Origin of the sequence: Shewanella colwelliana ATCC 39565 (assembly GCF_000518705.1) — a bacterium.
Taxonomy (GTDB): Bacteria; Pseudomonadota; Gammaproteobacteria; order Enterobacterales; family Shewanellaceae; genus Shewanella; species Shewanella colwelliana.
On record NZ_JAEC01000007.1, the window covers coordinates 201,015 to 226,472 of the forward strand.

Annotated in this window: 25 protein-coding genes; 17 read left to right on the plus strand and 8 right to left on the minus strand. The window is 45.2% G+C overall.

The genetic code is table 11. The annotated features are described in order from the left end of the window. Nucleotides 1-8 precede the first annotated feature (8 nt). Entirely contained in the window at nt 9-404 is a 396-nt protein-coding gene (locus L876_RS0105555) for a hypothetical protein (protein ID WP_028762889.1), read from the minus strand. Between the two features lie 5 nt (nt 405-409). Beyond that, on the minus strand, nt 410-1,993 hold the full coding sequence (locus tag L876_RS0105560) for a S41 family peptidase (protein WP_028762890.1): 1,584 nt from the start codon (nt 1,991-1,993) through the stop codon (nt 410-412). A gap of 247 nt (nt 1,994-2,240) precedes the next feature. Between L876_RS0105560 and L876_RS0105565 the strand changes: the two genes are divergently transcribed. Next, on the plus strand, nt 2,241-2,963 hold the full coding sequence (locus tag L876_RS0105565) for a DUF599 domain-containing protein (protein WP_028762891.1): 723 nt from the start codon (nt 2,241-2,243) through the stop codon (nt 2,961-2,963). Nucleotides 2,964-2,976: 13 nt separating this feature from the next. Here L876_RS0105565 and L876_RS0105570 read toward each other — a convergent pair whose 3' ends face one another. Together L876_RS0105570 and L876_RS0105575 are read right to left on the minus strand one after the other, a co-directional pair. Then, the gene (locus L876_RS0105570; RefSeq protein WP_248674484.1) at nt 2,977-4,155 is read right to left on the minus strand and encodes an HD domain-containing phosphohydrolase; all 1,179 of its coding nucleotides are present in this window, start codon (nt 4,153-4,155) and stop codon (nt 2,977-2,979) included. 152 nt (nt 4,156-4,307) lie between these two features. Continuing rightward, nucleotides 4,308-5,597 carry an O-acetylhomoserine aminocarboxypropyltransferase/cysteine synthase family protein gene (locus L876_RS0105575; RefSeq protein ID WP_028762893.1) on the minus strand — a complete coding sequence of 430 codons (1,290 nt, stop codon included), beginning with the start codon at nt 5,595-5,597 and terminating at the stop codon, nt 4,308-4,310. Between the two features lie 228 nt (nt 5,598-5,825). Here L876_RS0105575 and L876_RS22390 point away from each other — a divergent pair, with 228 nt between their 5' ends. The 7 genes from L876_RS22390 to nqrF all read left to right on the plus strand — a co-directional run bounded on the left by L876_RS22390 (nt 5,826) and on the right by nqrF (nt 12,972). Next, nucleotides 5,826-6,617, plus strand: a complete 792-nt coding sequence (locus L876_RS22390) for a DUF3465 domain-containing protein (RefSeq protein WP_028762894.1) — start codon at nt 5,826-5,828, stop codon at nt 6,615-6,617. A gap of 382 nt (nt 6,618-6,999) precedes the next feature. Continuing rightward, on the plus strand, nt 7,000-8,361 hold the full coding sequence (locus L876_RS0105585) for a Na(+)-translocating NADH-quinone reductase subunit A (RefSeq protein WP_028762895.1): 1,362 nt from the start codon (nt 7,000-7,002) through the stop codon (nt 8,359-8,361). Beyond that, nucleotides 8,361-9,575 carry an NADH:ubiquinone reductase (Na(+)-transporting) subunit B gene (locus L876_RS0105590; protein ID WP_028762896.1) on the plus strand — a complete coding sequence of 405 codons (1,215 nt, stop codon included), beginning with the start codon at nt 8,361-8,363 and terminating at the stop codon, nt 9,573-9,575. Before L876_RS0105585 ends, L876_RS0105590 begins: the two co-directional genes overlap by 1 nt. A 114-nt stretch (nt 9,576-9,689) precedes the next feature. After that, on the plus strand, nt 9,690-10,460 hold the full coding sequence (locus L876_RS0105595) for a Na(+)-translocating NADH-quinone reductase subunit C (protein WP_028762897.1): 771 nt from the start codon (nt 9,690-9,692) through the stop codon (nt 10,458-10,460). Nucleotide 10,461: 1 nt separating this feature from the next. Next, nucleotides 10,462-11,085 (plus strand): NADH:ubiquinone reductase (Na(+)-transporting) subunit D, encoded by a 624-nt coding sequence (locus L876_RS0105600; RefSeq protein WP_028762898.1) that lies wholly within the window; start codon nt 10,462-10,464, stop codon nt 11,083-11,085. Between the two features lie 9 nt (nt 11,086-11,094). After that, nucleotides 11,095-11,703 carry an NADH:ubiquinone reductase (Na(+)-transporting) subunit E gene (gene nqrE / locus L876_RS0105605; RefSeq protein ID WP_028762899.1) on the plus strand — a complete coding sequence of 203 codons (609 nt, stop codon included), beginning with the start codon at nt 11,095-11,097 and terminating at the stop codon, nt 11,701-11,703. A 51-nt stretch (nt 11,704-11,754) separates the two neighbouring features. Next, on the plus strand, nt 11,755-12,972 hold the full coding sequence (nqrF, locus tag L876_RS0105610) for an NADH:ubiquinone reductase (Na(+)-transporting) subunit F (protein WP_028762900.1): 1,218 nt from the start codon (nt 11,755-11,757) through the stop codon (nt 12,970-12,972). A gap of 60 nt (nt 12,973-13,032) precedes the next feature. On the opposite strand, the gene L876_RS0105615 is transcribed toward nqrF, so the two are convergent. Next, the gene (locus L876_RS0105615) at nt 13,033-14,982 is read right to left on the minus strand and encodes a tetratricopeptide repeat protein (protein WP_028762901.1); all 1,950 of its coding nucleotides are present in this window, start codon (nt 14,980-14,982) and stop codon (nt 13,033-13,035) included. Between the two features lie 322 nt (nt 14,983-15,304). Here L876_RS0105615 and L876_RS21175 point away from each other — a divergent pair, with 322 nt between their 5' ends. Next, a complete protein-coding gene (locus L876_RS21175) occupies nt 15,305-15,997 on the plus strand; it encodes a hypothetical protein (RefSeq protein WP_248674485.1) in 693 nt (230 codons plus the stop codon). 174 nt (nt 15,998-16,171) lie between these two features. On the opposite strand, the gene L876_RS0105625 is transcribed toward L876_RS21175, so the two are convergent. After that, a complete protein-coding gene (locus L876_RS0105625; protein ID WP_028762902.1) occupies nt 16,172-16,528 on the minus strand; it encodes a group I truncated hemoglobin in 357 nt (118 codons plus the stop codon). Between the two features lie 417 nt (nt 16,529-16,945). Between L876_RS0105625 and L876_RS0105630 the strand changes: the two genes are divergently transcribed. After that, a complete protein-coding gene (locus tag L876_RS0105630; protein WP_028762903.1) occupies nt 16,946-18,013 on the plus strand; it encodes a M43 family zinc metalloprotease in 1,068 nt (355 codons plus the stop codon). Nucleotides 18,014-18,111: 98 nt separating this feature from the next. On the opposite strand, the gene L876_RS0105635 is transcribed toward L876_RS0105630, so the two are convergent. Further along, entirely contained in the window at nt 18,112-18,462 is a 351-nt protein-coding gene (locus tag L876_RS0105635; RefSeq protein ID WP_028762904.1) for a putative quinol monooxygenase, read from the minus strand. Nucleotides 18,463-18,612: 150 nt separating this feature from the next. On the opposite strand from L876_RS0105635, the gene L876_RS0105640 reads away from it, so the two are divergent. The 3 genes from L876_RS0105640 to L876_RS21180 all read left to right on the plus strand — a co-directional run bounded on the left by L876_RS0105640 (nt 18,613) and on the right by L876_RS21180 (nt 20,773). Then, nucleotides 18,613-19,206 carry a Crp/Fnr family transcriptional regulator gene (locus L876_RS0105640; RefSeq protein WP_028762905.1) on the plus strand — a complete coding sequence of 198 codons (594 nt, stop codon included), beginning with the start codon at nt 18,613-18,615 and terminating at the stop codon, nt 19,204-19,206. 250 nt (nt 19,207-19,456) lie between these two features. Next, complete coding sequence (locus L876_RS0105645; protein ID WP_028762906.1) at nt 19,457-19,960, plus strand: YgjV family protein; 504 nt, start codon at nt 19,457-19,459, stop codon at nt 19,958-19,960. Nucleotides 19,961-20,029: 69 nt separating this feature from the next. Continuing rightward, a complete protein-coding gene (locus L876_RS21180; protein WP_051412947.1) occupies nt 20,030-20,773 on the plus strand; it encodes a pseudouridine synthase in 744 nt (247 codons plus the stop codon). Between the two features lie 156 nt (nt 20,774-20,929). On the opposite strand, the gene L876_RS21185 is transcribed toward L876_RS21180, so the two are convergent. Further along, nucleotides 20,930-22,390 (minus strand): DUF3300 domain-containing protein, encoded by a 1,461-nt coding sequence (locus tag L876_RS21185; RefSeq protein ID WP_037428055.1) that lies wholly within the window; start codon nt 22,388-22,390, stop codon nt 20,930-20,932. 171 nt (nt 22,391-22,561) lie between these two features. On the opposite strand from L876_RS21185, the gene L876_RS0105660 reads away from it, so the two are divergent. The 4 genes from L876_RS0105660 (at nt 22,562) to L876_RS0105675 (ending at nt 25,157) form a co-directional block, all read left to right on the plus strand. Next, the gene (locus L876_RS0105660) at nt 22,562-22,942 is read left to right on the plus strand and encodes a VOC family protein (protein WP_028762907.1); all 381 of its coding nucleotides are present in this window, start codon (nt 22,562-22,564) and stop codon (nt 22,940-22,942) included. An 821-nt stretch (nt 22,943-23,763) separates the two neighbouring features. Next, nucleotides 23,764-24,156, plus strand: coding sequence for a hypothetical protein (locus tag L876_RS0105665; protein WP_028762908.1), 393 nt, complete (start codon nt 23,764-23,766; stop codon nt 24,154-24,156). 113 nt (nt 24,157-24,269) lie between these two features. Next, nucleotides 24,270-24,602: a hypothetical protein gene (locus L876_RS0105670; protein ID WP_028762909.1), complete on the plus strand. Its 333-nt coding sequence runs from the start codon at nt 24,270-24,272 to the stop codon at nt 24,600-24,602. A 75-nt stretch (nt 24,603-24,677) separates the two neighbouring features. Next, a complete protein-coding gene (locus tag L876_RS0105675) occupies nt 24,678-25,157 on the plus strand; it encodes a hypothetical protein (RefSeq protein ID WP_028762910.1) in 480 nt (159 codons plus the stop codon). Nucleotides 25,158-25,458: the final 301 nt, after the last annotated feature.

A 25,458-nucleotide genomic window follows, 5' to 3' on the forward strand; every position in this document is an offset into this window, starting at 1 on the left:
AGTGTGTACTACTCTTGCTCACATTGGGTATGGGCGAGCGGCGCGCTGCGCTGGTTGTCAGCAGTGGCGATAAAGCAGGTCTTATCACTTATCCATAGCTGCACCGTTTGTGGTAGCTCAAAATTACGCCCCATGAGCAACTGGCCGTTAGGGTCTGTATGGGGCGCGCGTTCAAGTGAGAGACGGCTGCTGCGGGTAAACGCATCATCGGCAATGGTTACGCGATCCATCTTCAGTAAGTCTGCAATTGCCGTTTCTAGCTCTGCAATACTCGCTGCGCTCGGTTCACTGACCAATGCCGGTAACGGTGCAGACTGCTGGCTATCGTCGGCTTGCAGGCTACACCCCATTATCAGTAATGGGGTCAGGCTTAGCAGTGTCTTTACTCGATGCAGTGTCATCATAAGTACTATTTCACCTGGGTTAAGATGCGGTTATTGAGTAACACATTCTGCATACGTGTGTCTTCTAGCGTAAAGCCGTGGTCGATAAATTGCGGCTTAGGCGCGCTTTTGGCCATCGATGCACTGACAGCAGGGCAGCGATTATTGTCGCGATAATAAAGCGCTGCTGACAGCATGGCTTCGTTTTTATCACCTAAAGGCTTTGAAAAATCATCAGCCATGTCACAGCCTGGGATTTCGCTGGCCAAGGTTGGACTGGTACTCGGGATAAAGCCATCAGAGTAGTCGCCAAATCCTTTATCATTTTCCCCCTTAAACTGAATAGTGAAATAGGTGGTGCCGCAGTTGGGGGTTGGGTAGAAACCGTAAGGCTTACCACAGGTGGTGCCGCCTATTTGGATCACCTCAATATCGATGCCGCGTAAACTATTCATTAGCGCTTCACTGGCCGAGCAGGTGTTATCTGTGGTTAGAACGAAGAGTCGATTAAGGTTAAGCGATGGCAGTGCCTGTCCTGCGCCTAATAGACCTGCGTTAAACCCAATACTCTCGTCAATAAAAGGCATAGGTGTGAGTGCTGCACCAGTGACGGGATCTGTGGTCGGGTATTTACTGTTAAAACTACTGCGCTCAAAAATACGGTTTTGAGTCGCTTGTTCGCCAGCAACCATGTAGCCCAGCTGACTGGCGAGAGCGAGAAGACCACCGCCGTTGTAACGCAGATCAAGTACTAGGTCGTTAACACCGCTACTGCGCAGGCTATTGATGGCGTCAACGAGACCGCGCTCTGCAGTGGCGATATGTGAGTTGAACTGGATATAACCGACGGTGCCTGTGTCGGTAGCAATTAGATTGACGTTTTGCACCGGGGTTGAGACCACTGTTTGCGCACTCAGGGTGACATCACGGGTTTGGCTTTCGCCTAGGTCCAACAACGTGAAGCGGGTTTGTTGCCCACTGCTGCTGGGGAACAAGCCTTGGTTAAGCACGCTAATGCTGGCTGTGTCATTGGCATCTTTAACGCTGACACCATTGATACTGACGATAACTGCGCCACGGGCAATATTGGCAGAGGTCGCTGGAGAGTTTGGTTCTGTGTAGGTGACTGTGACCTTTCTGTCAGTACTGGCACTGGCTTGTTGCAGGTGGAAGTTAAGGCCGTAACTGACCGAGGCACCAGATTGATTAAGTTGTTCCCACTCGGCTGTTGACATGGAGAAGTGGAACTTGTCTTTCTCATTACCTGTCTCTGAAAGCTCAGTAGTTTTTAAGGTATCGAAGTAATCGCCAACGCTGTAGGGCGCTGGGTCTCTGTCGGGTATTTCGCTGTACCAAAGGTAAGTGTCATTGCTCCATGAGCGCAGCCACAGCTTTTCTTTTAGAGCGGCATCGCATTGATTGGCCAATTGAGGGTAAGGGGTAAACTCGCCTGCCACCCACTTTATGGTGCTACCGCCAGATCCAGTGCCGATAGAGCCGCTTGTATTGCCTGAATTGGTTTCGCTGCCAGGGCCTCCACCGCTACATCCACAAAGGAGTAGTCCTGAGGCGATGACAGTGGTTAACAGAGTCGTTGAGAGTAACTTCATAAATAATCCTTTATTATTAAACTCTTAATTTTATTTTTAAGTGCTAGTAGTGAGCTTTTTTCGTCCAAAACAAGTGTATAACATTAACTTGGGCTGTGTCAGGCAAGATCTTTACTAATGATGAAATATTCTAAGGCAATTATGGATATAACCCTTGTCCCAGATGTTCTCAAGCGGATCAGGTTATGATTTAATGGCATATTGCTATTTAGTCAGCGTCACTAGGTGCGGAGTACCGTTTTATCTTATGGGTTATTCACTGCTCGATCTTACTGCTGTGTTGTGCTTTTTTTGTTGTTGGGTTGGCTATGCTCGTTTTGCGCGGCAAAAGGCGAAAACCACCAATTGTATTGCTAGGTGTTTGCATCAACACCGAATCCATTGGATGGAGCAACTCATTGGTCGTGAAGTACGGGTGGCAGAAGCGGCGTTACTGGCTAACTTAGAGCGGAATATTACCTTTTTTGCCAGTACCACCATGCTGGTGCTAGCGGGTGTGTTAACGCTATTTGCTCAAGTTGAGCGTCTCGAAGCGGTGATCGCTTCCATTCCACTGACAGCGCCCCCTGTGCACCTGTTGATTCAGCTAAAACTCGGTCTGTTAACCTTTATCTTTGTGATGGCGTTTTTTCAGTTTACTTGGTCGATGCGCCAGTATGGATTTTTAAATGTGATGATAGGCGCAGCCCCTATCGACAAAAGTGGCACTAACAGTCACCTTAGGGATTACGCCAATCAGATGGCCGTGGTGCAAGATCAAGCGGCTCACTCCTATAATTATGGTTTGCGCTCCTACTATTTTGCGATGGCTGTGCTGTGTTGGTTTTTCCATCCACTACTGTTTATCGTGGCCAGCTTGGTCGTGGTATACACCTTGTATCGCCGTGAATTTAAATCTAAAGCTGTGATGGCCATTACGGCAGGGATGCAATTACTCAATGAAGAACGGCAGAAGTTAAGTAAGAATTAAAACTGGCTATGTGTCAGTAGGGACTTGCTGCAGATGGCAGTTGTTGAAAGGTTTGTTGTATTGTCGATATCTCATCTGCGCCGTCGATCAATGCCGTAACGCAATCGGTATCAAGCTTTGTGCCTGCCAGTTTTCTTAGTTCGGCAAATGCGACATCGTTGCTCCAAGCACTCTTATAGGGTCTTTCGCTTGTGAGTGCGTCAAAAATGTCGGCAACGGCAACGATTTTGGCTTCAATAGGGATCTGTTTATCCAACAAGCCTTTTGGGTAGCCTTTACCATCCAAGGTTTCATGATGATATACCACTACATTACGCAAGATTTGCACATGATCTAAATTCGTCAAATGGTAGTTATCGAGCATTTTGTCAATCAGGTGTAGGCCTGACTCACAATGCTCTTGCATCGCTTTACGCTCAACTTTATTTAAAGGCCCTTGCTTAAAGAGAATGTTGTTGGAGACGGTAATTTTTCCAATGTCATGTAAAGGTGCAAACAGAAAGAGGTGTTCGACAAAATTGTCATTTAGCTGATGACGGTCAGCGACGTTTAAACAGATAAGGCGAGAATAGTGCGCCATTCTGGCAAGGTGTTCGGCGGTTTCTGGGTCACGAAAATGGGTCACATCAATGGCGGTTTTCATGGTTGACGCTAAGGTTGTTATGTCGGATAGCTCGTTAATGATCAACAGGGCAACGAGATTACCAATAAGGTTTAAGTGCTGAATACATGCACTGTCAAACACGCCTTCTCTTTCTGCATTAAAAAAGATGAACCCAATCAGTTCATCGCCATAACGTATCGGTAAGGTATAGCTGCTGCGATAACCTGCTTGGTAAATAAGCTGTGCATGTTGGTGCTTACTGCCGTTAAAAACGCGTAAATCCTGTTCGATACGACCGTTGTGAGACGTTGCTATGTTTCTCAGTGAGTAACAGTCACTGAGTTTTGCCTCGTAGTGATTTAAAGGCGATGGTTTTCCGCTGTAGATAAAGGTTTTAATCTTGTCTGTGTTTTTGTCATACAGTGCAACGGCAATACGTGAAATATCGGCAAACTTTTCCTGTGTCGTCACGTGCAAATATACCAGTTTGCTCATCACTGAGGGGTGATCGTTCAGATCCATAGGTTTTGCATACATTAGGTCGCTCCATTGACACTCAGCTGTTGCTTTGACTGCGGCTTTACTCATGTTTATTCAAGTATAGGTTGGGATTGCAAAAGTGGGGGGAAGGCAGATTAATTAGTTATGGCATCATGACCGACATCAATAAACGCCAAGTGGTGTTACACCACTTGGCGTGATTAAAGTGCTTCTATCTATGCTAAAGCGGTTACCTCATTTTATATCGCTTTATTCAACGCTTGGGCCACATCCGCAATAATATCGTCGATATGTTCAATCCCCACAGAAATACGAACTAGATCTTCTGATACGCCAGCTTTAGCTAACTCGTTGGCATCTAGCTGTCGATGAGTGGTTGTAGCAGGGTGGCAAGCCAGTGATTTAGCATCACCAATGTTCACTAAGCGTAAAATCATTTGCAGTGCATCGATAAAGCGCCCGCCAGCTTCTTTTGCTTCATCGCTAGAGTTGGCTTTGATTCCAAAACTGATGATGCCACTGGCTTTACCGCCAGTGATTTTATGACAGTTGTCTTGATAGGGGCTGTTGGCTAATGCGCCATAATTGACCCAGCTGACATTGGGGTGTTGTTCAAGGTATTGTGCCAGCGCTAGGGCATTGCTGCAATGGCGCTCCATTCTTAAAGCCAAGGTTTCTAACCCTTGCAGCAGTAGAAAAGCACTTTGTGGTGCCAGCGCCGCGCCGGTGTTGCGCAGCGGTACCACGCGGCACCGACCAATAAAGGCCGCTGGTCCAAAGGCTTCTGTATAAACAACGCCATGATAGGAGGCATCTGGCTCATTGAGTAGGGCAAAGCGTTTAGATTGAGCCGCCCAGTCAAACTTGCCTGAATCGATTATTGCACCACCTATAGTCGTGCCATGACCACCAATATATTTAGTCAATGAGTGGATAACGATGTCGGCGCCATGTTCAAAGGGGCGGCACAATACCGGGGTTGCCACCGTATTATCGACCATAAGGGGAACGCCATGTTTATGGGCAATTTCAGCGAGGCGCTGAATATCGACAATATTGCCCGCAGGGTTACCAATGGATTCACAAAACAGCGCTTTGGTCTTGTCGTCAATCAAGGCTTCGAGACCTGCGAAGTCATCAAAGGCCGCCATCCGCACGTCGACACCTTGGCGGGGTAAGGTGTGAGCAAAGAGGTTGTAAGTGCCGCCATATAGCTGACTGGTGCTAACAATGTTATCGCCTACTTGAGTCAGCGCCTGAATCGCATAGGTGATAGCAGCCATGCCAGAAGCCACCGCCAGCGCACCGATACCGCCCTCAATCGCTGCGAGACGTTGCTCTAATACATGGGTGGTGGGGTTCATAATACGGGTATAGATATTGCCCGCGACTTTTAGATCGAAAAGGTCTGCACCGTGCTGTGTATCATCAAAGGTATAGGAGGTGGTTTGGTAAATCGGGACGGCAGCGGCCTTGGTGGTCGCTTCAGATTCATATCCATGATGCAGTGCTAATGATTCAAGTTTCATTGTTATTCCATTCCTAACCATTGAGTAAAATCTGACCATAACATCTGGCCATCTAGATGTCTAAGTGTTTTTCTACTGTATGATGATAGACTCGTTATGCTTAAGGTTATGGTTTGATTATTAGGCGGTGAATGTTGTTGTGGTAACTGAAAGATGTAGCGCTAACAGCTTGTATATCTTTGTGATATCGTGAGCCAGTAGTTAATAAACCTCATCACTGGATAGACAATGATAAGCCCAATTTGTAAAGGAACATTAGTACGCTGGAAAGATGATAAAGGCTATGGCTTTATTGCCGTGGAGGGCGGTGATACAACCTCGTCTCAGGAGCTCTTTATCCACGCGCAGACTTTGCGTCATATGAGTCGGCGTCCGCAAGTTGGCGATAGGCTCTTTTTTCAAATTGAAACCCAAGCCAATGGTAAGCGTGCCGCAGTAAATGCCCGTATCGATGGAGTGACAGTCAAGCAAGTGGCTCACCATAATGTTCCCCCCAAGCGGCCGATAAAGCGTAAGCGTAAAGCTGACTCTCCCTTGATGGGGATCATGCTGCGTATCGTGATAATGATGTTATTGCTCGCACTCGGTAGTCAGTTATATCAAGGTTTTTGGTTGGGGGCAGGAGAGCCGAGCCAAACGACTAGCAGCGCCTTACCCGATACAAGGCAAGTGGATGTTGAGACTAACGCTGATAGGGTTATTGCTCGTGCGTTTGAGCTGCAACAAAGTGGTGTGATGGTGCAAAGCCAAGGCCGGGTAAGCAAGCTGTTAGCCGATGACAATGACGGTAGTCGTCACCAAAAGTTTATCTTGCGTTTGTCGAGCGGCCAGACCCTGCTAGTCGCGCACAATATCGATTTGGCGCCACGTATCGATAGTTTAAATGTGGGCGATCAGGTGAGCTTTGCGGGTCAATATGAGTGGAACAACCGCGGAGGTGTGCTGCATTGGACACATCTCGATCCGAATGGACGCCATCAAGGTGGCTGGCTTAAACATAATGGTCGTATTTATCAGTAGTGAGTAAAGCTTGGCTAGGGCTCAATCTAGGTTATCTATTGAGTCCTTTTTTGTTTGGCGTTAATGCTCGACGACTCGTCTACAGCGGCTCGACCTTACCCTTGTTCAGCATTCTATCCAACTTGTCATCAAAGTTTCTTATGTTCGCTATAGTATCACTTAACTAAAACCTAATTAAGCTGGCCGAGCTTTACATTTTTTATTGTTATAAAACTACATTGTTAACAGTATTAATTATTTTGGGGTGATCAATATCACGTTGCAGCGGAAAAAAACGTTGCTTAGTTACAATGCGGTGTCGGAATGTGACCTTAATATCGGTATTTTAGTTAATAATCTATTACTATTAACCATCCCCAATTTTTAACGGTTGATGTTTGTGATGGCAGATTTCTCAGACAAGATTAAAACGATTAAGAAGGGCCTTGATGTGCCCATCGCCGGTGAGCCTAGGCAAGTTATTGATATTGCTCCTAGCCCAGCCAAAGTAGCGCTGCTTGGCGAAGAGTATGTTGGCCTAAAGCCCACCTTATTAGTGGAGGTTGGTGACAAAGTCGTCAAAGGGCAAACACTTTTCGAAGATAAGAAAACCCCTGGTGTGCAATTTACTGCACCAGCCAGTGGTGAAATTGTCGAAATCAACCGTGGTGAACGTCGTGTTTTGCAGTCGGTTGTGATTGCGGTGGCGGGTGACGAGCAGATTTTATTTGATGCTTATAATGATTTCACCCAACTTAATCGTGAATCGGTACAAGAGAACTTAGTCAACAGCGGTCTGTGGACTGCATTACGGACGCGTCCTTTCTCTCGTGTACCTGAGTTAAACACGCAACCAGCAGCCATTTTTGTTAATGCCATGGACAGTAATCCACTGGCGGCAGATCCTCGGATTATTATTGCCGAGCAACCTGATGCGTTTGCGGCGGGTCTGCAAGTCTTATCTCATCTCACCGAAGGCAAAATCCATCTGTGTCATGATGCGGGTGACGCACTGCCTGGTAGCGATATTACGCAGGTGAAAAGCCATCGTTTTGCAGGGGTTCATCCAGCAGGCTTAGTGGGTACTCATATTCACTTTATTCAACCTGCTAGTTTAGAACGCCCAGTGTGGCACCTTAACTATCAGGATGTTATCGCCTACGGTAAACTTTTCCAGACTGGTGAGCTTTATACTGACCGTGTTGTCGCTCTCGGTGGGCCTACCACCGTAAATCCTCGTTTGTTAAGAACACAGCTTGGTGCTCAGCTTAGCGGTATTGTCGAAGGTGAAGTGAAACCGGGTGATAACCGTGTGGTATCGGGTTCAATATTAGCGGGTCATACTGCCACTGGCCCCCATGATTACCTTGGTCGCTTCCATCAGCAGATCTCTGTGTTAGAAGAAGACTCTCAGCACCAGTTCCTGTCGTGGGTGCGTGGTGGGTCCAATAAATTCTCTATTACACGTGCGGTGACATCGCGTTTTCGCGGTACCAAGCGATTATTTAATTTAACTACTCATGCTGGCGGTTCGGTACGCGCGATGATCGCATTTGGTCAACTAGACCGTGTCATGCCGCTCGATATCTTACCTATGCTATTGATGCGTGACCTTGTGGTAAGAGATACCGATGAGGCGCAACTGCTTGGCGCATTAGAGTTAGATGAAGAAGATTTGGCGTTATGTACGTTTGTTTCTCCTGGTAAATATGACTACGGACAAGAACTACGTATCTGCCTAGATATTATTGAGAGGGAAGGTTAATGAGTAAGCAAGATAAAAAGCCTGACGTTCAATCTGACTACTATGCACATGGTCAGTCGATGCGCAGCTTCTTCCGTTCACTACTCTATTTGCATGGCCGCAGCACCAAGGGGAAGGTGCATGTACGCGACGCAATTGATGTAAAGCGCACCATGACCTTGGTCGGCTTATGCCTGCTGCCAGCTATTTTATTTGGTATCTACAATTTAGGCGTACAAGCACAAGTGGCGTTGACTTCTGGGCTTAGCACGCCAGATGTATGGCAGCTGTTTGTCTTTAACGGCTTAACGGGTGGATTAACAGAGCAATCAGGTTTGATTGGTTTGTTTGGCTACGGCTTAAGTTTTTACCTTCCTATCTATTTTACCGCGCTGGTGGTGAGTCTGTTCTGGGAAGTGGTGTTTGCAAAAGTGCGCCGCCAAGAACTCCATGAGGGCTTCTTTGTTACCGCATTGCTGTTTACCCTGATTTTACCTGTGTCGACGCCGCTTTGGATTGTGGCATTAGGTATCACCTTTGGGGTGATCATGGCCAAAGAGGTGTTTGGTGGTATGGGGTATAACTTCCTCAACCCTGCACTGGCTGGTTATGCCTTTATCTATTTTGCTTACCCAACAGAAGTGGCCGCATTATCTCAGTTTGTGGCGGTTGACGGATTTGCTGGCGCAACAACGTTAACGCAAGCTGCAGCAGGTAACTTGAGCTTTGCTGACTATAGCTGGTACCAGGCGTTTAGTGACCCAACTTGGTGGAATGCTTTCTTTGGTTTCACCGTAGGTACGATGGCAGAAACCAGTACGCTTGCCATTTTACTGGGTGGCCTGATGCTGATTCTGACGCGTTTAGCAGATTGGCGCATTGTTGCGGGTGTCATGCTCGGTATGATTTTGACCGCTGTGATGTTTAATCTGATTGGCTCGGCAAAAAATGAGATGTTTGCTATGCCTTGGACGTGGCACCTAGTCACGGGCGGTTTTGCGCTGGGTATGATGTTTATGGCAACAGACCCGGTTACTACAGCTTATACCCGCAAAGGTAAGTTTATTTACGGCATCATGATCGGCTTTATGACAGTGCTGATTCGGGTACTTAACCTGAAAATGCCAGAAGGCATAATGCTCGCCATCCTATTTGCCAACCTTTGGGCACCGCTGTTTGACTACGTGGTTGCACGCAGCAACATGAAGCGGAGGCTAAAACGTAATGCCTTATAAATCAGAACATATGCTTAGGGTGCAAACCGCAAACTTGTGGTCATCAATATTCGCATCCTTTTTGTTTCGCCTTTCTAGCCGCTCTGAGCGCGTCAATACGGAGAATAAATCGTAATGGCATTTAAGAAAGATACCGTTGTGGGGACCATGATCTTCACTATTATCCTTTGCTTGTCTTGTTCTTTCATGATCACCGGGACAGCCGAGGTACTTAAAGAACGTAAGCTGGCGAAAAAACGTGATGAATTAAAACGTTACGTCTTGATGGCTGCAGATGTCGACATCAGTGGTGACAAAGATTTTCGTCAGATTTTTGAAAAGTCAGTCACACCATTGTTAGTTGAGCTGGACACAGGTGTGGTTGATACCGAAGCCAACGTGCTCGACTTCGATGACCGCATGGCGGCGATTAATCCAGAGACATCAAGCAAGCCGAAAAAAGATACTGCGAAAATTCGTAGTCGTGCTGACAAGGCGCGTGCATTTAAGGTGTTTGACGACAATGGCCAGCTCCATGCCGTGGTACTGCCTATTTACGGAAAAGGCTTATGGTCGATGATTTATGGTTATGTGGCGGTGAAGCCTGACTTTAATACCATCGAAAATGTGGTGTTTTATGAGCATGGTGAAACCCCTGGTATTGGCGATTTCCTTAACGATACCGAATGGACTGACAAGTTTAAAGGTAAGCAGCTATTTGATGAGAAAGGTAAAGTCTCATTCAAAGTGGTTAAAGGCGGCGCGAAAGCAGGCGATGTTCACGGGGTGGACGCGGTGAGCGGTGCAACCATGACAGGACGCGGCGTACAGCGTGCGGTGCAGTTCTGGTTTGGCAGCGAAGGTTTTGAAACCTTCCTACACAAGCTAAAAGCGTCGGAGGTTTAAGATGAGTAAAAGTATGACAGCGACTCGGGATATTTTGACCAGTCCTATTTTTGCTAACAACCCTGTTGCGATGCAGGTACTGGGTGTCTGTTCGGCGCTAGCGGTCAGTAACTCAATGCAAACAGCATTGGTGATGACATTAGCCGTGACGTTTGTATTGGTGTTCTCAAACCTGATCATCTCTACTATTCGTAACTTTATCCCTAACAGCGTGCGGATTATTGCGCAGATGACGGTTATCGCCTCATTGGTGATTATCGTCGACATGATTTTGCAAGACGTGGCCTATGAGCTATCGCGTCAGCTATCGGTTTTTGTTGGGTTGATTATCACCAACTGTATCATCATGGGCCGCGCCGAAGCGTATGCCATGAAGATGCCGCCGCACCTAGCTGTGGTCGATGCATTGGGTAATGCAATGGGGTATGGCGTGATCTTATTAGGGGTGGCTTTTGTCCGAGAACTACTTGGTAGCGGCACCCTGTTTGGCCATGAGATTTTTGCCACGATTGAAAATGGCGGCTGGTATTTGGCTAACGAGATGTTTAAGTTGCCACCGAGCGCTTTCTTCTTGATTGGTTTGATGATTTGGGCCATCAACGTCATTCAGCGTAAGCGAGGGTAAGGAACGGATATGGAACACTATATTAATCTTTTTGTTCAAGCTGTCTTTATCGACAACATGGCGCTCTCCTTCTTTATGGGGATGTGTACCTTCCTTGCGGTATCGAAAAAGGTATCAACCTCATTTGGTCTAGGTATCGCCGTTATCGTGGTGATGATGTTAGCGGTACCGTTAAACCAGTTGATCTATGCCAACGTGTTAGCGCCTGGCGCGCTTGCCTGGGCTGGCTACCCTGAACTGGATCTGAGCTATCTACAGTTGATCACCTTTATTGGAGTGATTGCTGCCTTGGTACAGATTTTGGAAATGTTCTTAGATAAGTACATTCCGAGCCTCTACCAAAGCCTAGGTATCTTCTTGCCACTGTTAACCGTGAACTGCGCGATTTTTGCAGGGGTAATTTTCATGGCAAACCGTGACTATACCTTAGCCGAGTCAACCGTTTTTGCTGCGGGTTCTGGTTTAGGTTGGGCAATGGCAATTGTGATGCTGGCGGGTCTGCGTGAGCGAATGAAGTTTCATGCGATTCCGGCAGGGCTGCAAGGCGTAGGTATCACCTTTATAACTACGGGCTTGATGGCGTTAGGCTTTATGTCTTTCTCTGGGATTTCGTTTTAAGTGGTGTGTTTTCCAACTTAATTCAGATGCATTAAAGAAAAGGGTTATTAGATGGAAATGGCAATAGGCATAGGCATGTTCACCATAGTGGTGTGTGTGCTGGTTATGGTGATACTACTCGCCAAAAGCAAGTTGGTGATCAGTGGCGATGTCACTATCGGCATCAACGATGATGCAGAAAAAAGCATTACCACTGGCGCTGGCGATAAGCTACTGGGCGCACTTGCAGGTAAAAATATCTTTATTCCATCGGCATGTGGTGGTGGCGGTACTTGCGGTCAGTGCCGCGTGACAGTTAAATCTGGTGGGGGAGATATCCTGCCGACAGAGCTTGACCATATCACTAAAAAAGAGGCTAAAGAGGGCTGTCGTTTAGCCTGCCAAGTGGCGGTTAAAACTGACATGGAGCTTGAGATTGAAGAGGAGATCTTTGGCGTGAAGAAGTGGCAATGTGAGGTGATCTCTAACGATAACCAAGCCACCTTCATTAAAGAGTTACTCTTAAAACTACCAGAAGGCGAAGATGTTAAGTTTAAGGCCGGTGGTTATATTCAGATTGAAGCACCTGCTCATGAGGTGAAATACAGTAATTTCGATATTCCTGCTGAGTATCGTGATGACTGGGAAAAGTATCAGTTGTTTGATTTAGTCTCAACCTGCGATGAAGATGTACTGCGTGCTTACTCAATGGCAAACTATCCAGAAGAGAAAGGACTGATCATGCTGAACGTGCGTATCGCTACGCCGCCATCAGAAGGTCTACCACCTGGTAAAATGTCCTCGTATATCTTTAACCTTAAAGCGGGTGATAAGGTGACTATCTCAGGTCCATTTGGTGAGTTCTTCGTCAAAGAAACCAATGCTGAAATGGTGTTTGTTGGTGGTGGTGCTGGTATGGCACCGATGCGCTCACATATCTTTAATCAGCTAAAGGGTGAGCAGACTAAACGTAAGATGACCTTCTGGTACGGTGCACGTTCTCGCCGTGAGATCTTCTATAAAGAGGATTTCGATACCCTAGCTGCAGAGAATGACAATTTTGAATGGCATGTTGCCCTGTCAGATCCGCTCCCAGAAGATAATTGGGATGGCTACACAGGCTTTATTCATAATGTGCTTTATGAGAACTACTTGAAGAATCATAAAGCGCCAGAGGATTGTGAGTTCTACATGTGTGGCCCTCCAATCATGAACTCTTCAGTGATCAGCATGCTGGAAAGCCTAGGTGTTGAGCAAGAGAATATCTTACTCGATGACTTTGGTGATTAGACTCAATTGAGTCACATCTAGCTCAATGAAAAAACGCAGCCAATGGCTGCGTTTTTGTATCTAAAGGTTTGTACTTTGATATTTTAAGGCGTTTTCATTACCGGCTTTTGCACTTTTGTTTATCCAGCTCTCGCCGAGCGTTCGGTTTTCAGTTGAGAGTAACCGTTTACCCAGTATAAATTGTGCTTCACTGTCATTGTTTTCGGCCGCATTTTTCAACCACTCTAATCCTTTAACATCATCGACAGGCACGCCTTCACCGTTTAAATATATTTCACTCAGGTTTAGCATCGCAGTCGTTGACCCCCAGTTTGCTGCTGAGATATAGCGTCCAATCGCTTGTTGAATATCTTGCTCTACACCTGTGCCTAAACGATACATTTCACCCAAATTGTTTGCTGCAATAGAACTTTTTTTCTCGATGGCTATCTCAAAGTAGTGACGGGCTTTTTGGTAATCTTGTGTCACGTAATTGCCAAAAAAGTATAAGTTTCCAATCATCTGGTCAGCATTTTGGTTTCGAATTAGAGAGAACTTTCGATATAAGCTTAAACCATGCTCAATGTTTTTGGGGACACCATTGCCGGTGAGATAGAGCTTAGCTAAACGGCTATAGGCAAACCCATTATTTTTTTCGATAGCCTTGTTGTACCAATCTATTGCCAGCGCGATATTGTGGTGAGGTTTACTGCCTGACTCATAAATAAGACCTAAGTAAGCTGCTGAATCTCCTTCTCCTTGAGCATAAGCTTTCTCGAAATAGCTAATGGCTTTATCAATGTCATGCTCGATGACTGGGCTTTTAAAGTAGATCTCCCCTAGATAGTGTGCTGAGCGGGAGCTCGAATTGTCTGCTTTTAATAGGTAAGGGAGTGCTGCTTGGTCATCTTTTTCTGTACCTATCCCTAAATGGTAGGCTCTGCCAACGCTTCGATATGCTTTTTCATAACCTAAGTCGGCTGCTTGCGTGAAAAAGGTCAAAGCCTTTTCATGGTCTTGCTCTACTGCGTTGCCATCTCGATAGATTATACCTAAGTTATTCATTGCATTTGGGTTGTTAAGCGATGCCGCTTTATAAAAGAGTGCTAACCCCGTTTTCGTGTCTTTTTTGACTTGCTCGCCATAAAAAAAGATTGAGGCAATATTATTAATAGCTAGCGCATTTCCTTGCTTGGCTGCCAAAGTATAAAGTTGTAGGGCAGTCTCAATGTTCTGGTTAATATATTCACCAGATTCGTAAAAAGTACCTAAATTGACTTGGGCATCAGCATCACCTAGCGTTGCTGTTTGATGGTAGAGTTCTATAGCAAACCCTTTATTTACAGGGACATTCCACCCGAAGTCATACATACTTGCTAAATAGCTGATTGCAGGGAGGTACGCTTGTTCAGCAGCTAAGTCTAGATAATGATGACCTAACTTAATGTCAATGTTTGTGCCTCTGCCTTCTAAGTACATATTGGCGAGATTATATTGCGCTCCTGGTTCACCACCCTCTGCAGCGAGTTTGTACCATTTAAATGCCTGTTCATTTTGTTGCAGTTCGAAATCATAGAGATAAGCTAAGCCTAAATAACAGGAAGCTTGCTGTTCATTTGCACCGCGTAAAAATGTCTGTTTGGCTTGTGTAAGATCTTTATGGCTTGGCTCATCTAAATAGATAAAACCGAGTTCACACGCTGCCATGGAATAGTCTTGCGCTATTGCTTGTCGATAGTAGTCGATTGCTTGGTCGAGATTTTGTTCGACGAATTCACCTTCTCGATAGAAAGCCGCGAGATTTACGAAAGCTTGAGGATCATTTTGCTTAGCTGCGCGTTGATACCATTGGAAAGCGAGTTCATTATTCTCAGTGGTACCCAGCGCGCCTACATCATATATCAGCCCTAGCTCACTTTGGGCTCTAGGATGTCCTTCATTAGCTGCTTGTTGATATAGTTCGAGGGCTTGCTGTGGCATGTTATTGTTGTAGTAATCTTCCGCTAGCAATAGCTTTTCTTGACTTGTCATAGCAAGTCGTTCTGTTGAGGGTGTGTTTAGATCAATATGGGAATTTTTATTTTCGTTTGTAGATGTACAAGCGGCCAAAAGGCTTATGCATACGAGCAGTGGGATCGGGCGATACATACTATTCCTTTAACATAGTTGTAAAACTTTCCAATCATATCGTTTTGGTCTTAAAGAATAAATGCTTACCTATCAAAGCAATATTTAATTTTTGTCTTTCATTTGTTATGACCACTTATGCTTGATCCATGTCATGGAGCTTAGAAAGCGTGCGCTTTATAGTGGATTGTTACTTAAAGGTTAAAAAAAACTAACAGCGACCATTATGACTCTACCCATTAGCCAAGTTAATCTTGCGGCGCAGTGCCAGCCACCATTAAATACCTACACGATTTCCGTGCGAGGTAAGCCCGATCATCAATCTGTGATGAAGTTTCTCAGACAAAACTTTGGTTCAGTGCCACTTAAACAAGTTGAGAGTGTATTTGGTTTTGTGGAGCGGTCGACCCTTTACGGGGGGCGGTTTTATCTGATGCGTCAGCTGTCCGACCGAGATGTAGGGCAACTGCGCGACAATGGGTTAGGTTTACGTATTCCACTGACCAATCATTTTGCCACCAAGGCTGAGTTTGAAGACAACCGTGGCCTATTAGCAAAATATCACCATCGCCGAAACTCCATCATCTGTACCAATGATGATTTAGCATACTGGATAAAACAGGAGTTTCCTGACTACGATATCGAGGCCAGTGTGATTAAGAACCTGACTAAAGCGGAGCAGATTGAAGAAGCATTGGCTCTCTACGACACCGTGGTATTGCCCATGGTGCTCAATGATGATGACGAGTTACTCACTCATCTTAAGCAAAAAGATAGAATACGCCTGTTTGCTAATGCGGGGTGCGCGTATACCTGCCCAGCTAAGATCTGCTACAAATCAATCTCCAAGTTGAACAAAGGTGAGGGGGGGAGTTTAAGTGTTCGCAAGATCTCAAAGTGCGTGAGATGCAAGGAATGATAGATTTTGATATAGCTAGGCTCAGTGGTTTGGGGTTCCATAAGTTTAAATTACTGCGGGCGAGGGCGGGTCAGCAGACTGGCTATTAACCATGATGTGCAATGGCCCTAATTGGGGAGCGAGCCGCGTACTGCCATAATGGACCCGCTAAATGTTAAGCTAGTTTTTGGGAAGCTATTTACCTAAGATCTCACTTCTTAATGAGTAGGCCGCCATTAAGAGTTCCTGCTGCTCCTGTTGGCCGACATCATGTTTGTCGAGTACTGCTAAAATATCATCAATCACCGCCATATACTCTCGCTCGTTGATATTCATGCCTTTGTGGGTATCACTCATGTTTTTGCCTTTGTACTCCTGCGGTCCACCCGTTGCCATACAAAGAAATTCAGTGACGCGTCTGACGACTTTGCTTCGGTCTGAATCAATATAACGGCTTGCAATGGTTGGGTTAGCGGCGTGGGTATCAAAAATGTCAGCTGCCATGCTGGCAATTTGGGGTTCGCCGCCTAGGCGTTCATAAAGGCTAGTCATTATCTTATCTCCTATTGATGCTTACGCTGTACCTGTTTGACTCATTAAGTGTAGTGCCTACAGGTTATTTAATGGTGGGGGCAGTGCTTGAACAGAGGTGAGTCGTCAAAGGATTTGTAAGCGGATAATTCTTTGTTCATTAAAGGAATTAAAATCGTTATCGGCCAACCATCCTAGTCTTAAAAAGCAGCAATATGGCATTGACCACGCTTTGTTTTAGCTGAGATTCTATTATTAACGTCAGCCCGCTATTTACATTCTGTTTACATTTGGGGTTTACATCATTCAAAAGTTACGTATATTGTATAAAGAATACTTTATCGGTTTGGTAATGTTGTTATTCAAAAAGGGTGAGATCGCAGGAGGGCGATTAACCGCCCACGTACCCTGAAACGAATAATTAGAGAGATATATAATATGATTAGTAAACTAAGCCTTTCGATCTTAGCCGCACTCATGGCTACCTCTAGCGCAGTTGAGGCGAAGCAGCCTGAATTTGCTGCTAACCATTGTAAAGCCGCAGAGACCAATGCTCAGCATTATCGTAATTTTCCCGCTGCACTGACCGAAGCCAAAGCGCGTCATGCTAAGCTCAAAGATGCTAATCAAGCCCAAGCTAAGCCTGGTAGTGGTGACCTGGTATCAGATGGCACAACGCCTGATGCGTTAGCGATTATTGACAATCCAACTTTTATTATTCCTGTGGTTTTCCACGTTTATGGTACGGTACACAATGGTGATACGGTTAACGATGCCGTGATCATTGATGCACTGAACAAGACGAATGAAGATTTTCAAGGCCGTACTGCGGACTTTGCCGATATTGACCCTGAGTTTGAAAACGTAAAAGACGCACTTAATATTGAGTTCCGCTTAGTCAGCATAGATCCAAATGGTAATCCAACCTCTGGTATTATTTACCATCCCGAATCCTCTGGGGCTGGTAACTATTCTAGCTCTGATGTAAAACGCGATCATTGGGATAACTACAAGTACATGAATGTGTATATCCAAAATGATCTCTATGCCGATGGCGTAACTAATAACTCAGGCGTCGCTTGGTACCCTGACTCAGGCATGTCTGATGAAGGCTTGGCACGTGTGGCATATAATGGGGCCTACCTTGGTACCAATACTGATGAAAACTTTCGTTCTGTGCTGACCCATGAGTTTGGTCATTTCCTCGATCTAATTCATACCTTCGAAGGAGGCTGTAAGCGTGGCTTTGAACGTCGCTGTGCGATAACGGGTGATGAGAACTGTGATACGCCACAGCAAAATAGCTGGCAAATGAACCCTGGTGACGGTGGTATTCTCAACTGTATGGGACAGACCATTAACTGGCAGAACTTTATGGCCTACTCAGATCAATATGCCAACTTTACCCAAGATCAAGTTGCTCGTATGCAGAACGGTCTCAATAGCGGGGCGCGAGTGACGCTTTGGTCTGCATCCAACTTAGCGGCAACGGGTGTAGCTAATTAATCCTGATTAATCACACATCGGCCATGCTGGTGGTTTAATCGGTGGTCCAATAAAAAACGCAGCCAATGGCTGCGTTTCTTTATCTTAAGCGGGCGCCGTTAAAGAAAAACGGGAGCGTCGTAGTCATAACCCTCGTCTGTATAAGCGGTAACAATCGCATCGTCAACTAAGCCGTCAGCGGCAGCAACTTGGGTGTCAAAAAAGTGCTGTATCTGTTTACGGCGTCCATGGGCCGCCCAACTCTCACCGTCATTCCAGATCTCATTAAACACGATAGGGTAGTCGGTACGTGTGGCACTTGGGTGGTCAATTTGACGAGTCAAAATGTACTGAATGCAACCCTGCTCTCGCAGTGCGTCGGGCTCTAAAGCTTTAAGTACTTCAAACAGTTGCGCTTCTTTACCTGCTTTGGGACGAAATTGAGCAATAACAAAAACACGTGATGACATAGCGTGGCCTTTTCTTTGGTAAAAGCGAGATTGTAAGCCAAGAGTGTAAACCAAGATGGGTCAGCGCTCTAGGGTTGATATATTGGTCATCGATACAAGTAATGATAGAGTTCAAACTTTAATGCAGCGATTCCCTCAAGGGCCTAAGGAATGACGTTAGTGTGTCAATTAGAGGATTTTAAGCGCTATCTAAAACAGAACGGGCTAGACGACAGCTTAATGGCAACGGTTACAGGGCAGGCGAAGCCGCTGCGACTGGTTGCTGACGAGGTACTGTTACATCAAGGGCGTCGCCAAGAGTTTGCCTATTTTATTAGTGAAGGTTTGCTTAAGGCCTGTCACTACAATGACAAAGGTGCCCCCTTGGTCAAGGAGTATTATTTTGAACAGGAGTTATGCTTTTTATATGGCAGTTGGTTAACAGGCGAGCTTGCGCAGTATCAGATTGAGGTGATGCAAGAAGCCAATGTTGTCAGGCTTCCATTAGCGCTGCTTGATGATCCCCGTTTGCACAAGGTTAAAATCAGCTTACTGAGTCAACAACTGATCTACAAAGAGCAAAAAGAAGCCTTTTTGTTACTGCATACGCCTGAGCAGCGCTATCTCCACTTGCTTGAACATAGGCCGATATGGCTTGATAGATTGAATAATCAGCAACTGGCTTATTATATCGGGATTAGCCCTGTGAGCTTGTCTCGACTAAAAGCGCGGCTTGCTGGCGAATCTAATGTCGCCGTCTGCTAGCTAATACGCCTGCACCGTTATTGTCTTTGTTCTGTAACCAATATTGGCGGGAGGTTTGCTATCAGCGGCGATGTTTTATCACTCAACTTCATCTCAATCGTTACCGTTGAACTATTTACTGTTAAAACCGGGCGTAGCCTGTCGTTATTAACTTAAGTTAATGCTTAGACTTGGTGTAATAATCATACTTTGACCACTTCTTTTACCATTGTCTCAACTGAGTTAGGGCGATGTTTTCAACAGGTGGTTTATGTCAGAATTTATGGTATCGCAATGGCTTATAGGCATTGCAATTATCTTTGACCTAGTGTCATTTCAGTTTAAACAAAAGCGCCATATTGTCGCGTGTCTAGCTGTGTCGGGTGTGCTCATTAGTAGCCACTTTGCTCTGCTGCAGCAATGGACCGCTGCAGGTTTAATGCTGGTGGCAGCGATACGTTATGTTGTCACTATTTTTAGCCATTCAAAGTTATTGATGTCACTATTCTTGGCCATTAGTAGCTTTGTGACTTTAGTGACCTTTGCAGGCCCACTTAGCCTGATTAGTTTTGCTGGCAGTGCCACGCAAACCGTCGCGGCATTTAGCCAAAGCGATCAACGTTTACGCCAGCTAATGATCATAGGTACTAGCCTTTGGTTACTCAACAATACTCTCGTTGGATCACCAACAGCTGTACTGATGGAGTTACTGTTTATTGCTAGTAACTTGGTGGGCTATTACCGGTTTTATGGCACACGGTTAGCGCTAGATTAATGCTTGGATATCAGACCAACAATACTCATAATGCAGAGCTTAATCACCCAAGGCTGAGTGGCAGATTCAATGCGATTAGACAAATTTGTGTGCAAGAGTACCGCGCTTAATCGCCAGCAGGCGCTATTGGCGATTACAGCAGGAGAGTTAACCGTTAATGGTAAGGTTGCATTTGATGCAGGCATGCAGGTGCACGAAAGTAATTGTATTGAGTTAGGTGGTCGGTTACTGGTATTGAGGCCGTTTCGTTATCTACTGCTCAATAAGCCAATGGATACGCTCTGCTCTAATGTTGACGGTGATTACCCCTCCATCTTTAATTTAATTGATGTGCCTAATCCTCATGAACTGCATATCGCTGGCAGGCTGGATGCCGACACCACTGGATTGGTGCTAATCACCGATGATGGCCGATGGTCGTTTAATGTATTTAACCCCAAGTATCATTGCCAAAAAGTGTACCGGGTAAGATTGAGAAATAGCATAGAAGGTGAGCGCAAAGGTGAGATTGATCGCCAGCTGGTGGCTAGGTTTGAACAGGGGTTACAGTTACCCGGTGAGACAAAGCCTACCTTGCCGGCTACGCTGGTTTATGTCAGTGACCACGAAGTGTTACTGACGATTGGTGAGGGGCGTTATCATCAGGTCAAGCGGATGTTTGCCTCCGTGGGTAACCGAGTCAAGGCGTTACACCGAGAGCGAGTTGGTAATATTCAGTGCGATGTGGCCAGCGGTGCGTGGCGCTACTTGAGCGATGATGAGGTGACAGGCTTTGGCTTTTCTCCGTTAAGTGAGCTAGATGGCCAGATTTAGATAACCTGTGAGTTAGATAATCTGTGAGTTAGATAATCAGAGTCAGATGGCTTGAGCTTGGCATACTCACTGGCGTCGTTGACTATCACTGTGTATCAATAATGAACATCGGCTCAAACATTGGTTTGAGCCTATTTTTTATGGCAAGCTTCAGCCTTAATGATCGCGCTGTTTAGTGCGAGAGGGTTGGCTTCGCTGTGGTGAGCGAGCCTGTGCCGACTGGCTGCGCTGCTGGCTTTTGGCTTGCTGTTGACGATAATCTTTTTTCTGATCAGAAGCTCGTTGACGCGATTGCTGAGTATTTTTACTCTTCTGCTTGCTCCTTTCTGGCTGCTGGCTCCTCTCTCGCTGAGTACTTTTGTATGGCTGCTGGCTCTTCTCTCGCTGAGTACTTTTGTATTGCTGCTGGCTCCTCTCTCGCTGAGTACTTTTGTATGGCTGCTGGCTCCTCTCTCGCTGAGTACTTTTATACTGCTGATGGCTCTTATCTGGCTGGTGCCTCATATCTCGCTGGTGATTGTTATTCCGCTGTTGGCGGCTCTCTTTAGCACCTTGCTTAACACCTTTATGCTGACTGTTATTAATATTACTGTGCTGTGCCTTAGCCAGTTTTTGGCTGAATCTTTGCTCACGGCTTTGTTTTACTTGTGCTGTGCTGTAGTGCTTAGGTTTAGCACTGTTTCCGTGACGCTCGACACTTCTTAATTGCTTAGTTTGTAGTGTTGAGGGTCTATGGCTGTGATAGCGCTGTTTTACGCTGGTTGAGCGATAAGCCACACCGCGGCGATGAGCCGGTTTATGGTTCCAACGCTGTGCGCCACTGCTGGTCACAATACGTTTATGTGAGCGATAGCGATTAGCGCTATGGTGGTGAGTGACCACGATATGGCGTTTGTGCCAATGGAACGCACTGAAGTAATAGTTAAAGCTGATGTGAATACCACTATGCCAATAAAAGCGGCTTGAGTAATGGCTAGGGTAGTGCACAGGATATCGCGGTGGGTAGACCCAATACACTGGTGGATAGTTATACCAGCGCCAATGACCATAAACCACACGTGTATCATACACAGGTACGTAAACAATCTCTTTTTGCACCGGTTCTATGATGATCTGCTGATTCACCTTAGTCACCTTCATATTGTCCATATCATCAAAGGTGTTGGCGTTATCAGCTTGCTGACGCAGGGTTTGAATACTGGCCAGTACACGCGCTTCATCTTGTAAGAAGGCATCACCTAATTTCTGTGTCCAATCTAAATCGTCACTGAGTTTTTCAAGTACCGTGGGGAAGGCCAATAGCGCTAGAATGCTCGGGTCCCAGCCCTTATCTTCGGCGCGTTTAACCGCGGCTTCAGCTTCGAGGGCTTGATATTTATTGCGCCAGCGGTTGGCTTGTACCACCTCTAAAGGGTAGGTCGAGGCGATCAGTATGTGCGTCAGTAGGCTATCTGGGTAGAGCGCGATCGGTGCTAATACCTGCGCAAGTTCCGCTTCACTAAATTGTATCTCTTCGATACGCTCTGCTGGGTCGTTCAGTGCTAATGCTGAAGGTGCCAGCAGTAGCTGCGATAGGGCGACAAGCAGGATTAAAGTTCCTTGTTTGATACTGTTCATATCGTCTCCAACTCTTCACTGTCATTTGATTTACCTCGATAGTAGATGAGTGAAGATGAACATAAGCTGAAAGCATTAGTGTGTTTGATTTTTTACGAAAAATTAGATTGTTGATAGATCTGAAATCCATTAGTGTGGCTAGCACAATGAATAATTTCATAAGGAGATGTAATGTTTAGCCATGTAATGCTCGGTGCTAATGATATTGAAAAATCAAAACTATTTTATGATGCGATACTCGGTGCGCTAGGTTATGACGCTGGTGTTTTTGATGAGAAAGGTCGCTGTTTTTATTTTTCTGCAAGTGGGGTGTTTGCGTTAACAAAACCTATTGATGGCGAACCCGCGACTCACGGAAATGGAAGCACTATGGGCTTCAATGCAAAAGATACCGATTTAGTCGATGCTTGGCATGCTGCTGGCTTGGCAAATGGTGGTACTGCTTGTGAACAGCCTCCAGGCCTTAGAGAAGGAGCGGTAGGTCAGTTGTATTTGGCTTATCTAAGAGATCCTTCAGGAAATAAAATTTGTGCACTTCATCGAGTAGCTTAGTGTCGGTTAATGACTCGTTTATGTTGAGGCCGATTAGCGTTGTGACTAGGTAACCTGAACGCGGGTTAAGTGAGCAATCACAAGCTAATCCGCTTTTTTTTGATAAAAGTTAACAGGTTTTTTTCCCCAAAGTTGGGTGGCCTTGGAATGAAGGTTTGGCATTTTTTTAAGTTTGCTTGAGTAGCGTTATGCTGAATTCTCACTTATTGATTGGCTTTGAAAACGCACCTTGATGACTGTTAATTGCCTGCCGCAGGCTTTATGTGCAAGCGCTCTTTTGGCTCGCTGTGAATATGTCCCTATACGCTCCACGGTGGCATCCCTGCCACCAAGGGCCAAAACCGCGCTTACACTGGGTTATTTTATCTCTTCGATTTAACTTCATTTGGGACTAATAACGCATTAAAAGCTAACGTGCTTTTGCCCCAAAATGAGTTAACACGTTGTCGGTGGATCAGTACCTAACGGGCTTTCTGGCCTAGACATTTTCATCGCTACACCAGCGAGATGTAATTCACTACTTCCCAACCAAAAACTGGATAACTATACAGTCATATTCAAATTATCAGGATTTTGAACGATTTTCATCCTGTATTCGTGCGCGTTTTCTCATGTTGATTTTAATAAATGGCATTAGAATTAATCACTTATACTATTTGTTAAGTAGATAATAGGTTTGGAAAACGCGCATGCGCGTTTTTCCAGATGGTATATTTAGCAAAATGCTGATAAGTTCATTATATACAGATAGTTAACTGTGCGCGTTTTCACTGGTCCAACGAGGTAAACGCGCATGCGCACTAATAAAATGTTAAGTGCTAATGATAATTAGAGAATATTTCGAAAAATTAGATTTACATGATGCATCAATCGAAAAGGTTGAGCGGCTAGGTGATGATGTTATATTGAGCATAAGAGGTGTACTTGTCCTCAAAGATCACCCTATGTCACAAGGCGATAACCTGTTCATTGAAGATTGTAAGCTAAAAATTGTAGGAGTCTCATCTGAAGTCGCGAAATTCTGGGAGAATGATGTTGCTCCAATAAGTCACCCTGAACCAGATTATCCACTCGATGAAATTATGAATGCTTCTTTTGAAAATGGTGTTTTTCATTTCGATGGTTTCAAAAATACAACTCCATGGTACGAGTGGTTTCTTCATGCAAATGGATTCGAATTAGATGTTTACAATTATAAAAAGGGTGGCACTTAACAAGGGCAAGCAACGGACTCGTCAAACTGTCACTTTTTGTGCATGGAGCCGCACAAAAACCGCCAGTTTAACTCACCGCTGTTGCCGGCGTTATACGAAAAAGATAGAGAGCTATGAAAATAGGTAACTCAGTCAAGCTATCAGGAGGATATGATTACGAACCTAAATGGCTTCCTTATGACGAGCATGTTATTGGTGAGGTAATTAAATTTATTCCTGGCCAAAACTCAGAACTTGCTGCTGTTATTAAATTGCCTAAATCTATAACTGTAGATTCAACTACTGGTAATATATTGGTATTAGAGTTACGCCATGAAGGAGCTAAATGGGTTGAAGAAGGTATAGTCCATTTAGAGTTATGTGATTTCATGCCTGATGACATTAGGTGGCAAGATAGAAGGCAAGGGCTGTGGGCAGAGGCAGCGGCATCCTATGTGGTTCAATAAAAAACGTATAAAAAGGCAAAGCATTAGGACTCGCTGCGCTCGCCTATGTTTGCGGCGTTATGTTTAAGGAGAGGTATGGCTACCTGGCAATTTTCAGTAGTATTAATTCCAACTTCTTGGGTTAAGGGAAATAGTTATAATTCTTCATTACTTTATGATGAGGATGGCTATGATGCTGAGATTGCTTGGAAAGATAGACAGCCTGAATCAGGATTTAAGTCTTTTCTTGATGATATTCTCTCTCCATCAGAATCATGGGACGATGACTTACTGATTTGGGGAAATGAGAAGGGTAATGATATTCAAGTTTGGTTTGAAAATGATGAGATTGATGGCATACATATTCGTTTAGATTTAAATCAGAATTTAAATGATATTATCGACAAAATAGTTAATGCTGCTCAATCCCTCAGTTGCTCATTTTTCTTTCCAGAGTTTAAGTCAATTGTTGATGCGAATGAATTTGAAATAAAAAAGGCTATTAGAGAGTCAAATGCGGCTAAGTTCGTTCTTAATCCACAAGGTTTTCTAAATGGGCTTAGCAAAAAAACATAACAAATAAGGATAGGCCGCGCGTAGCCGCGTCCTTATCCCGAGTGTTGAACAAGCCCGGGTTTGTAGGAAGTGATACCTTTATATAGTAAATAGCGGCGTGAGAGCTCACGCTGGTTTAGGTCGGGGAGCTTAATTTACACTTTTGGCTAGCCATAGCTATCCCTTAGCACTGACAGCCAATAAGTAAGCCTATAGTTTCAAAAGCTTAATCACCTCCTGCGTTTCACTTCTAGCGATCTAAAATTTCAAAATCCTGTTATCTTACCGCTTAAACAGTGGCGTTAGATTGCTAAGTGCTCTG